This is a genomic window from Bifidobacterium miconis (assembly GCF_019331735.1).
Taxonomy (GTDB): Bacteria; Actinomycetota; Actinomycetes; order Actinomycetales; family Bifidobacteriaceae; genus Bifidobacterium; species Bifidobacterium miconis.
This window is the reverse complement of record NZ_JAHBBH010000017.1, coordinates 56,322-68,210: the sequence shown is the minus strand read 5'-3', so window position 1 is coordinate 68,210 and position 11,889 is coordinate 56,322. Positions and strand designations below refer to the sequence as shown.

General features: G+C 65.6%; 6 protein-coding genes and 2 tRNA genes. 5 read left to right on the top strand and 3 right to left on the bottom strand.

Annotated elements, in window-relative coordinates:
- Positions 1 to 529: 529 nt before the first annotated feature.
- The 5 genes from KIH79_RS07410 to KIH79_RS07390 all read left to right on the top strand — a co-directional run bounded on the left by KIH79_RS07410 (position 530) and on the right by KIH79_RS07390 (position 9,408).
- Positions 530 to 1,633, top strand: coding sequence for a glycoside hydrolase family 43 protein (locus KIH79_RS07410; RefSeq protein WP_219058819.1), 1,104 nt, complete (start codon positions 530 to 532; stop codon positions 1,631 to 1,633).
- Positions 1,634 to 1,702: 69 nt separating this feature from the next.
- Positions 1,703 to 2,869 (top strand): glycoside hydrolase family 43 protein, encoded by a 1,167-nt coding sequence (locus tag KIH79_RS07405; protein WP_219058818.1) that lies wholly within the window; start codon positions 1,703 to 1,705, stop codon positions 2,867 to 2,869.
- Positions 2,870 to 3,320: 451 nt separating this feature from the next.
- On the top strand, positions 3,321 to 5,546 hold the full coding sequence (locus KIH79_RS07400) for a glycoside hydrolase family 31 protein (RefSeq protein ID WP_219058817.1): 2,226 nt from the start codon (positions 3,321 to 3,323) through the stop codon (positions 5,544 to 5,546).
- Positions 5,547 to 5,632: 86 nt separating this feature from the next.
- Complete coding sequence (locus KIH79_RS07395; protein ID WP_236023684.1) at positions 5,633 to 6,694, top strand: LacI family DNA-binding transcriptional regulator; 1,062 nt, start codon at positions 5,633 to 5,635, stop codon at positions 6,692 to 6,694.
- A gap of 272 nt (positions 6,695 to 6,966) precedes the next feature.
- A complete protein-coding gene (locus KIH79_RS07390; protein ID WP_219058822.1) occupies positions 6,967 to 9,408 on the top strand; it encodes a beta-L-arabinopyranosidase in 2,442 nt (813 codons plus the stop codon).
- Between the two features lie 647 nt (positions 9,409 to 10,055).
- Here the strand turns inward: KIH79_RS07390 and KIH79_RS07385 are convergent.
- From KIH79_RS07385 to KIH79_RS07375, 3 genes are all read right to left on the bottom strand, one after another.
- Positions 10,056 to 11,015, bottom strand: a complete 960-nt coding sequence (locus KIH79_RS07385) for an ADP-ribosylglycohydrolase family protein (RefSeq protein WP_219058789.1) — start codon at positions 11,013 to 11,015, stop codon at positions 10,056 to 10,058.
- A 336-nt stretch (positions 11,016 to 11,351) separates the two neighbouring features.
- Positions 11,352 to 11,425 (bottom strand) — tRNA-Lys (locus KIH79_RS07380).
- A 266-nt stretch (positions 11,426 to 11,691) separates the two neighbouring features.
- Positions 11,692 to 11,763 (bottom strand) — tRNA-Thr (locus KIH79_RS07375).
- Positions 11,764 to 11,889 lie beyond the last annotated feature (126 nt).

Genomic DNA, 11,889 nt, shown 5'->3' with positions numbered 1-11,889 from the left:
ACCCGGCTTCGCCGGGAGCATTCAGCAATTAAGGACGGCCTGACGGCCGCGTTTTGCTGGCTCGCTGTCGCTCGCTCCTCGCCTAAAAACGCCTCCGGCGTTTTCTTCACGGCTCGGCCTAGCCGAGGGGGCCCGCAAGGCGTGTCAAGGCCGGTAGCTTCATGACCGTAGTCACGAATGAAGCTGGCGGCAGCCTCGGCTCCCTCGGCTGAGGGAGCTGTCACGCGAAGCGTGACTGAGGGAGCGTCGCGAGCGACAGCGAGCCAAACAACACCTCTCGCGCAGCGAGTCCGTGCTTACGGCCGCCGGTTGCCACAAGCCGACCGCAGAAAGCGTCGCGAGCCGCAAGGCGAGCCAACAACACAGCATCGTGCCAAGCGCGATGCCGCACAAATCCTTCGGGGATGGAACGTGAGGCGAGGAGGTTTCTCCTTCTCCTTCCCGCTTGCTCGCCAAGCGTTCCATCCCCGGTTTTTATATCTGCCATACTATTTGTATCGTTACATATAACGAAAGGAAGCAACGCATCATGGCTACTACCAAGCGCGTCCCGCAACCCCAGCCGCCGGCCGACCCGTACGGCTACCTGCTTGTCCATTTCATCGAGGATCCGGACGGCTACGCGGGGCGCAACTATCTTGACCTGTCCGACGGCGACAATCCGGAGGTCTGGCATCCGCTCAACGGCGGCAAGCCGATCCTCACGTCGCCGCTCGGCACCACCGGCGTGCGCGACCCGTATCTGACGCGCAATCCGGAAACCGGTCGCGTGTACGTCATCGCCACCGACCTGCGCGTGTTCGATCCGAACGCGGACCAGTCGAAGCAGAACTGGACCGAGTGGTCGCATCATGGCAGCACGAATCTCATCATCTGGCATTCCGACGATCTGGTGCACTGGAGCGAGCCGCACGAGCTCAACGTCGCGCGCCGCCCCGACGGCACCGATGCGCAGCTCGGCATGGCGTGGGCGCCCGAGGCCCTGTGGGTGCCGGACTATTATCCGGAAGGCTCCGAGGCCGAGCACAACGGCAGCCGTGGCGCGTTCGTGCTGTACTGGTCGAGCAAGACGTTCGCCGACTCCGACACCGAACATGCGGATCCGAATTCCTACGACCGCATCATGTGGGGCGCGACAAGCGACTTCACGAACGACACGTATGAATACGGCGGCGTGTTCATCGACGCCGGCCATGCCACGATCGACACGACCATGCTCCAGCGCGAACTGCCGGACGGCGCGATCCGCACCTACCGCGCGACCAAGGACAACGGCCCGCACCCGGGCATCTGGGTCGATCGCACCGACGCGCCGTGCTGGTGGGAGCCGGGCGTGCTGTGGACGCCCGTCCAGTACGAGATCGGCAAGGACTGGACCGAGAACGGCGCGCCCGGCGGCGTGGAGGGCCCCGCGTTCTTCGCCTCGCACTCCGACGACCGCGTATACCTGTATGTGGACGTGATCCCGTCCATCGGCTATCGCCCGATGGTCACGACCGATCTCGACAAGGGTCTCGATTATCTGCGCTCCGACGGTTTCTATATGGCCCCGCACACCAAGCACGGCGGCGTCATGTCCCTGTCCCATGCCGAATATGATCGTCTGCGCGCGGCGGACGGCACGATCGGCTGAAAGGTGGTACGCTAGCGTACATCAACGTACGTTAGCGTTAACAATGCTGTGAACGGAAGGGTTGGTGGTATGTTGAGTGACCCGTATGAAGCCTATGTGTGGGCGTATTTCACCGGAGACCGCGGCGACAGCGAGAAAATCAGCCTCGCCGTCTCCAACGGCAACGACGCGCTGAGCTGGCATGCGCTCAACGGCGGCAAGCCGCTGTTCGCGTCGACGTCCGGCACGCACGGATTGCGCGACCCGTTCATCATGCGCTCGCACGAGGGCGACCGGTTCTTCATCATCGCCACCGACCTCAAGGTCGCGGCGCTCAAGGATGGTTTCGGCGACGCGCAGCGTATCGGCTCGCGCTATCTCGAAATCTGGGAATCGACCGATCTCGTGCATTGGGGCGACCAGCGGCATGTGCTCGTCTCGCCGCCCGAGGCCGGCAATTCGTGGGCTCCCGAAGCGTACTGGGACGACAACATCGGCGCGTACGCGGTGTACTGGTCGTCGAATCTGTACGACGGCGCCGCCGCGAACGACCTGACACTGCGTGACCAGCTGACCTATGGCCGCATGATGATCGCGACGACCAAGGACTTCCGCACGTTCAGCGAACCGCAGGTGTGGATGGACGTACGCCGCGGCAACGGCCACGACGGACGCGGCCTGATCGACGCGACCGTCGCGCGCGACGGCGACTGGTGGTACCGCTTCGTCAAGGACGAGCGCACGATGACGGTCCGCGAGGAGCGCTCGCACGATCTGCTCGGCAAGGTGCGCGGCCTGCTGCCGGGGGAGATGTTCAGCTCGTTCGACTCGCTGTCCGCGTTGGACGACGGCGATCCTGCGGGCGACGGCAAGGCCGACGACGGAGCGTCGGACGGCGGCTGGGAGCTGGTGCGCGAGAACGTCGGCGTCGGCCTGCCGAACGGCGAGAAGGCGGAGGACGGTTCGCCCAAGCTGTTCACGCATGGCGAGGGCCCGTGCATCTTCCCGGCGAACCCGGATGACGTGAACGGCTACCGCTGGTTCCTGTTCATCGACCAGCCGAGCTATCACGACGGGCCGAACCACTACATCGGCTTCGCGACGCAGGATCTCGGCGATCCGGACGGCTGGGTGCCGGTCAGCGGCAAGCTGCGCGAAGGCCTGCCGGTCGGCCCGGACGGCGGCAAGCCCCGCCATGGCACGGTGATGCCGATCACCGCCGCCGAGCGTGATCGCCTGATCGCCGCGTTCGGCTGATTTCCGATGTCGTATCGGCATGATCGCGTGACCTTGGCGATGGTTCCCTCGCCTTGCTGTCCGCAATGTCACGCCGGAGAACCTTCTGGCGTGACATTGCGGACAGTTGGGCGGTTGTACTGGCACTGATGTCCCGCGGGGAGGCTTCTACGCGTGACATCAAAGCCAGTTGGGGGAATGTGCTGGCCGCAAAGTCACGCTGGTAGCTGAGGCGGATTGCCTGGGCATTTACCCGGAGCCGGTGCGAGCGGGCTGTCTTCGGGCGGTAAAGTGCGGTAAAGATAGCGTCTGGCCATTATCTATAAGGATGGCGTGTCGGTTGATTGTAGCGCTATAATTATAGCGCTACAACACAGTGGTATGACTGTACGGAACGGATGCAAGACGCGGATGCGGTGCGGTTGCCGCCTTCGCGCCGAGCGATTCGTTCGCATTCACGCAAGGAGCGGACATGACCTTCTCGACACCATCAACCCTTTCCGCGGACGAGCAGCACGCGTTCGCGGCGCAGCTCGCCGGAGCCGCGGGCGACGCCTCCGGCAGCGTCAGCGTCGAAACCTCCAGCGCATCTCGCGCAACCGGCAGCATCGCCGAACAGGCCTTCCACGTCGCGGCCGACGGCACCGCCCTCGAATGGAACGGCGACGGCGAATACGTGCGCATCGACGCGTGGGGCGCCAACAGCGTGCGCGTACGCTCCCGCCTCATGCAGCGCGTCATCGACGCCGACTGGGCGCTCCTCGCGCCGCCGGCCGACGCGGCCAAGCCGCAGATCGTCATCGGCGAACTCGCGGCGGCCATCGTCAACGGCAACATCGCCGTCAAGCTCGAACTGACCGGCTGGCAGCACGACCAGCTGCGCCTTTCCTTCCTCAACGCGGCCACCGGCGCGACGCTCCTGCGCGAAACCGATGACGGCGGCGCGCTCCGACTGCGCGCCCGCGCCCACCATCCGCTCGAAAGCGGCGCCGAATCGCCCGTCGCCACGTTCGAGGCGTACGCCGGCGAACACATCTACGGCATGGGCGAATACCAGCAGCCCGTGCTTGATCTCAAGGGATCCACACTCGAACTCGCGCACCGCAACTCGCAGGTCAGCGTGCCGTTCATGGTCTCCAGCCGCGGCTACGGCTTCCTGTGGCACAATCCGGCCGTCGGCCAGGTCACGTTCGGCGAGAACCGCACCGAATGGCGCGCCGGCGTCGCCGACCAGATCGACTACTGGATCACCGCCGGCGACACCCCGGCGCAGATCGAAGCGCAGTACGCGGACGCGACCGGTCACGCGCCCGTCATGCCCGAATGGGGACTCGGCTTCTGGCAGTGCAAGCTGCGTTACTGGAACCAGGAGCAGCTGCTCGAAACCGCGCGCGAATTCAAGCGCCGCAACATTCCGATCGACCTGATCGTCATCGACTTCTTCCACTGGCCGCTCATGGGCGACTTCCGCTTCGACGAGGAATTCTGGCCCGACCCGAAGGCCATGGCCGACGAACTGCACAAGATGGGCATCAAGCTCATGGTGTCCGTCTGGCCGCAGATCGACCTCGAATCCGAAAACTACGACGAAATGCGCCGACGTAACCTGCTCGCCAAAACCCGTCAGGGCAAGGACGTGGGCATGTGGTGGCCGCGCGACAACCAGTTCCTCGACGCCACCAACCCCGACACGCGCGCCTTCGTGTGGGCGCTCGCCAAGAAGAACTACACCGATCTCGGCGTCGACGCGTTCTGGCTCGACGAGGCCGAACCCGAATGGGGCGGCGACTACGACTACGCGCACTACCTGTTCCACATCGGCCCGGTCGGTAAGATCGGCAACATCTACCCGCAGAAGTACAACCAGACGTTCTACGACGGCCAGCTCTCGATCGGCCGCAAGGACGACATCGTCAACCTCACGCGCGCCGCATGGGCCGGCTCGCAGCGCTACGGCTCGCTCGTGTGGAGCGGCGACGTGCACTCCACGTTCGACGACTTGAAGGCCCAGATCACCTGCGCGATCCACATGGGCGCCGCCGGCATCCCGTGGTTCACCACCGACATGGGCGGCTTCGCGGGCGGCGACCCGAGCAGCGAGGACTTCCGCGAACTGTACGTGCGCTGGTGCCAGTTCTCCGCGTTCAGCGCCGTCATGCGCAACCACGGCGACCGCATGCCCGCCACGCGCGTGCCCGGCAAACCCACGTTCGACCGCAAGGGCAACCCGATCGACCACATCACCACCGGCGCGGACAACGAGCCGTGGACGTACGGCGAGGACGTCGAGCGCATCATGGTCAAGTACATCAACCTGCGCGAGGCCATGCGCCCGTACACTCGCGAACTGTTCGCCGAAGCGCACGAATCCGGCCAGCCGCTCGTGCGCGGCCTGTTCTACGAGTTCCCCGGCGAGGAGGCGGCCGCGAACGTCGCCGACGAGTACCTGTTCGGCCCGGACATCCTCGTCGCGCCCGTCACCGAGCTCGGCGCGCGCTCGCGCAGCGTGTATCTGCCGGGCGCGGCCGATGCGTCCGATGCGGCCGACGGTGCGGACGGCGAGCCGACGACGTGGACGAACCTGCACACCGGCGAGACGTTTGCCGGCGGGCAGACGATCACCGTCGACGCGCCGCTCGACGTCGTCCCGGCGTTCGCGCGCAATGGCCGCGACCACGGACTGCAGGGGCTGATCTGACCGATTGCATCCGGGGTGTTGCAGGACCGGTCGGGCCGACTCGGGCCCGGCCGGGATACAATGAAGCCTTCGACGACGAAGGAGGCATGATGGTCACGCTTGACGACGTTGCGGCGCTCGCGGGGGTGTCGCGCATGACCGCGTCGAACGCGCTGCGGCGCAAGGCGATCGTAAGGCCGGAAACCGCGCGGCGCGTGCTCGACGCGGCGGAACGGCTCGGCTATCGGCCGAACGTCGCCGCGCAGCAGCTCAGCTCGGGCCGCACGCACGTCATCAGCGTTTCCCTGAGCGACTTCGACCTGATCTTCCCCGCGAAATTCGCCGCGGAACTGTCCGACCAAGCGGGCCGGCGCGGCTACCAGATCGTCGCGCAGCAGACGCGCTTCTCGTCGGACTACGAGCAGGCCATGCTGTCGAGCGCATCCATGCAGATCTGCGACGGCGCGATCGTATGCTGGCCGCGCAATGCGGCCGCCGACTTCGTCGGATTCTCGCGCAGGCATCCGCTCGTGATGCTCGACGCGTTCGAATTGGAGGGGCGGATCGACGGCGTGTTCACGCCCTGCATCGACGGCGCCGCCGAAGGCGTGCGTCACCTGGCCGGGCACGGCGCGCGGCGGATCGCCGTGATCGGCTCGTCCGCCGATCTGCTGGCCGACGACGTGCCGCCCAACTCGAGCAAGCTGCGACTGCTCGGCGCCGCGCGCGCGTTGCGCGAACTTGGGATGGCCGACGACGATCTGCATGATGTGGTGCTGCCGTGCAACTGGAACCGTGAGGCCGGATATGCCGCGATGTGCGGACTGCTGGCGGAACGCGGTTGGCAGGATGGTTGCGACGCGCTGGCAACGCTCGGATTCGACGCGGTATGCTGCGTGTGCGATCCGATCGCGATAGGCGTGCTCAAAGCGCTCACCGACGCCGGTGTGCGCGTGCCACAGGATGTGATGGTAATGGGATTCGACGCGGTCGCCGACGGCAGGTTCATGACGCCGGGACTGTCCAGCGTGCGCATCGATCCGGCGGAAATGGCCCGTGACTGTCTCGGACTGCTTTTGGAACGCGTTGACGGGACCGCTCCGGATGAGCCGCGCACGGTGACCGTGTCCCATGCCGTCGTCGCGCGCGGCAGCGGCGAACGCGCGTGACGTGCGTGGTACGGGCGCGCGGTGTGCGCGTCGGTGTGCGCGGGCTCACGTCTGAGTGCTGGATGATTCGCCGGTTCGCTGGCTTGACCGGCCTAAGCTGATGAGCGGTCGATCGATGAATCGGTTCAATCAACGGTGTTGTGACGGCACGGCAAGGAGATACTGCGATGAGCGATAAGGGTTTGGATGCGCATGGGAGCGGCGCGGCGGAGGCACGACGGTTGACGCCGGACGCCGATGGCCGATTCACGTGGGGCAACGGCGTGGTGACGATGGTGTTCGACGCCGGCGCCGACCATCCGGTGAGTCTGGTCGGACTGTCCGGACGCGGCATGGCCGTGGCCGGACCGCATGCCGGCGGTTGGACTGCGCAGCGCGACCCCCGGCCGATCGTGGAAGTGCTCGCGTCCGGCACCGGCTCGAACGACAATCGTCTCACGCTGGTGACCACCGTCGCGGGCTCGAAGCTGCGCTTCGCCGGGGCACGGGCGACCGGCCCGGCGTCCGTCGACGACGGCGCGCCGGTCGGCGGCACCGAGCCGTACCGATTGGAAATCACCCAGTTCGCGCCGTACGACCAGCTTCGTCCCGCAGGGCGCCCGCTGGACAGCGCCGATCCGGCCGCCGCGCGCCGGCTCGCCGAAGCTGCCGACCCGGCCGTCTCCGGCTCTGGTTCCGGCTCCGCGAATGCGACGAGCAATGGCCGCGCTGGCAATGACTACGCTGTCAATGCTCACGATTGCGGCGATTGCGCCGACACTCCGGCTCCCGCCGACGGCCTGACCGACGGCCTGACCGTCGTCTCCGTGTTCGAGGCGTTCCCCGGCCTGTCCGCCGTACGCGCCTATACGGTGCTGCGTTCGCCGAAGCCGTTGCCGGTCGAGGCGGTGTCGTCGCTGAGCCTCACGCTGCCGTTGGACGCGAACGGCGCAACCGTGGACTCGTCGCGCCTCTACTGGGGCGACAACGCGTGGGCGGTCGAAAACGACTGGCATTGCGCCCCATTGCGAGACACGGCCGTACGCGAACGCAATCAGCGCATCAATCCCGGCGAATCGAGCTCGCGATTCGCGCTGAGTTCGGCTTCGACATGGTCGACGGGCTCGCATCAGCCGGCGGGCATCGTCGAAGCGCTCGCGGACGGTTCCGCCGACGCAGCTTCAACGGCCGGTCGCGCTTCCGGATCGCCGGTGTTCTCCGTGATGTGGCAGATCGAGCACAACGGTGCTTGGGAGTGGGAAGTCGGCGAGAACGATCCCGGCCTGCACGTGACCGCATTCGGCCCGGAGTATCAGGATCACCAGTGGTTCACGTCGCTGGGCAAGGGCAACGATTTCACCAGCGTGCCCGTGCTGTTTGCGGTTGCGGCCGGAGACTGGCAGCACGCGGTGGGGGAGATGACGCTGCAGCGTCGCGCGTTGCGTCGTGCGAAGGCCGCCGAACTGGGACGTTTGCCTCAGTTCGAACGTTCGCAGGGATTGGTCGTATACAACGATTACATGAATACGCTGTTCGGCGACCCGCGGCTCGACAAGGAACTGCCGCTGATCGAAGGCGCGGCGAAGGCCGGCGCCGACGTGTTCTGCATCGACGCGGGCTGGTACGACAGCACCGACGGCGGCTGGTGGGATATGGTCGGCGAATGGGAGCCGTCCACGAACCGCTTTGGCAAGGCAGGCTTGGCCGGTGTGGCACGTGTGATTCGCGAGCACGGCATGGGGCTCGGCCTGTGGCTCGAGCCCGAGGTGATCGGCGTCAAGTCGCCGCTCGCCGCGAGCCTGCCCGACGACGCGTTCTTCACCCGTCACGGCGTGCGCGTGTGCGATTCGGGCCGTTACCTGCTTGACTTCCGTTCCCCGGCCGCGAGAGAACACGTCTCGCGCACCGTCGACCGGCTCGTCGATGAGTTCGGCGTGGAGTTCTTCAAGTTCGACTACAACACGATTCCCGGCACGGGCACGGACCATGACGCCGAATCAGTCGGCGGCGGCCTGCTCGACCACTGCCGCGCGTATCTGGACTGGCTGGACGACGTGCGCCGCAGGCATCCGGACGTGATGATCGAAAACTGCGGTTCGGGCGCGATGCGGGCGGATTGCGCGCAGCTGTCGCGGCTGGACCTGCAGTCGACGTCCGACCAGTGCGATCCTCTGATCTATGCAGCCATCGCCGCTGGCGCGGGACTCACGATCCTGCCGGAGCAGCAGGGCAACTGGGGGTACGCGCAGCAGGAGATGGACGACGAGACGGCCGTGCTCACGTTGGCGAGCGGCGTGCTCGGCCGCCTGTACCTGTCCGGATTCATCAACCGCATGAACGATACGAGGCTTGCGCTCGTGCGCGACGCGATCGCGCTACACCGTCGCGTGCTCGTCGAACAGGAGCGGCTCGTGCCGTGGTGGCCGGCCGGTCTGCCCGACTTCACCGGCGACTGGCTCACCGCCGGACTGCGCCCGGTCGATGGAGCCGATGCGTCAGCTGATGCGTCCGCCGACGTTGCGTACGTGACGGTCTGGCGCCGCGACGGGCTGCCGTACGTCGATCTGAACGTGCCGGCAGGCCGCACGGTCAAGCAGATCTTCCCCGCGCCGTCCGCGTTCGGCCACGCTCCGCAGGCACGGCCGTGGTCCGTCGAACGCGTTGACGAACAGACGGTCCGACTGATCGTATCCGACGACAGTCGTCCGTCCGCGCGCATCTTCGCCGTGCGGTGACGGACGCCGAACCGTCGTTCCTTCCTCTCCCGGCCGGTTGTCGGACATCGTTCGCTGCATACGGCCGAGGACATGCGGTCGAGGATTCTCAGAATATTTTCAGGAATCCCCGACCGTACGCTAGGAAACGGGTGGTTATATATCAATCAGCAGCCGAAAGGCCGCGACAACTAAAACCTTTCTTCTTCTCTCTCCTTTCTTCCTCTGAAAGCCCGGCCCCATCAGCCGGGCTTTCTGGGTTGTCGGACGGTTTCCGGCCCGAATCGCGGCGCGGCGGGCGATTCGGATCCGGCAAACGACTTCGGCCGGACTGTTCATCTTCATGCCGGAACGAGTTCATCTGCACTTGGCCGGGCGCACATCATCCGGAAACACGGGCGCAGTACACCGGAACATGACATGGATGGAAGTTGAGCAAAGGAACGATCATGAACACCAACAGCAACCATTACGACATGCACCACGCCGAGCCGCAGTACGCCAGCGATCGCCAGTACGACGCCTACATGTTCGCCGAATACGGCATCGAACGCTGATCCACCAGCATCCTTATGTGCGGAACGGGCGCATCGGCGTCCGTCCGAGGCCGACACGGCGGCAACGTTGCGCGCCTGCGGGGGCCGGGCCATCGTCGGTCCGCCCACGCATCATGAACGCGAACGCAGCGTGGGCAGGCTGTCGGCCGCTTTCGCGATCAGCGACTCCAACAGCGCGGTGTTGCGCATCTCATGCTCCCACGGATTGCCGTCATCGCCGTACATGAGTCCGGCCAAGCCGCCCGCGACGGCGGCGGTCGTATCCGTATCGCTGCCCAGATTCACGGCGGCCAGCACGCAACCGCGGTAGTCGTCCGTCGTGAGCAGGCACCACATCGCCGCCTGCAGCGTGTCGAGCACGAACCCGCCGGACGGAATCTCATCGCGCGAACGGTCGGACAGATCGTTCGGCAGGCCGGCCACGCGGCACAGTGCCGCGTCGGAACAATCGCGGCCATGCTGAATCAGCAGACGGGCGACGTGAACAAAACGCACGCACGCTTCGGTGCTGATCTCGTGCGCGTGCGTGACGGCGCTCGCGCGGCGAACGTCATCATCGGAACAATCGGTGAACGCCAGCGGCAGGATGCGCATCAGCGAGCCGTTGCCGTTGTCGCGCTCGCGTGTGCCTCCGCGGCCGCTCGCCAGTGCGCGACTGGTGGTGCCGCCCACGTCGAACACGGTGCCGTCCGGCGTGTATTCGCCGTGCGTGATCCATGCGCGGTACTTGGCGAGCATGTCCGCCGTGTCCACGCGGCCTTCGTGGTCGGCCAGCGAATCGAGCGTGGCGAGCATCATGGCCGTGTCGTCCGACCACGTGCCGGCCGGCTGATGGTGCGAACCGTAGCCGGTCATATTGGTGCAGGTGAACGTATCGCGCGGCGAAAACTCGTACGGCACGCCGAGCGCGTCGCCGACCGCCTGGCCGTAGACCGCCGCGTGCAGTTGGGCGGCGCTCGCGTGGGTGTGGTTGTTGGTGTTCGTGCCGTTGCCGGTGCCGATGGTGGCGTTGGGCTTGTTGGGTTCGTTGGGGTTGTTGAGGTCGTTGGGCTTGTTGGACAGTGTTGTCATTGTCTGGTCTCCTTCTCCGTTGAGTCTGTACGTCGGCTGTCTGCCGTCAATCGTAATAACCGGACAATTCGGTACCGCAGCGCGGCCAAGACGCGGCCAAGACGCGGGCGACAGTGGGCGACCAGTGGACGATGGTGAGCGATGGAGTGCGTTGCGTGGCGGTTTCCGCTCGCTGAGACCGTTCTCAGTGAGCGTTCTCTGCCACTCGGGATACTGCGTGGCGGTTTTCGCTCGCTGCGGGACCCGCCAGCGAGCGAATCCGCCACCCGAAAATCCGCCACCCGTCGGGGTCGCAAAACGAAAAAGGCCGGAACCTTTCGATTCCGGCCTTACCCGTGCCCCCGCAGGGATTCGAACCCTGGACACGCTGATTAAGAGTCAGCTGCTCTAACCAACTGAGCTACAGGGGCGTGGTTAGACGTCGCTTGCGCAACGAGTGACTAATATACACCATTCTGTCGCCAACGCAACTTTCGGCCGTGTCTGACGGAAATGGGGGGAGCTGAAACCTGCCAAAATACCGGCATTGGCGGTCGTTGCGCCGGCGTGTCTCCACGTTGCCTGCGCCCCTTGCCGACGTCGGCCCGTTCCGTCGGACGAATCTTCCTGCGCAGGGGAGAGAAGGGGAAGAACGCTAGGGGGATACGGGGATCAAGCGATGAAGAGGAAAAAAGAGAGCCCCGAGTGAGAATTGGACTCACGACCTCTTCCTTACCAAGGAAGTGCTCTACCACTGAGCTATCGGGGCGATGATGCGTTGCCCGCCGGGCAACTTGCACAACAATACACGTAATCGCGTATTACGCAAATCGACCCCTGCGCGTACTGCTGTATGCACGTTCCGACGTGGTCGCCGCCGTACCGTTTCCGTTGC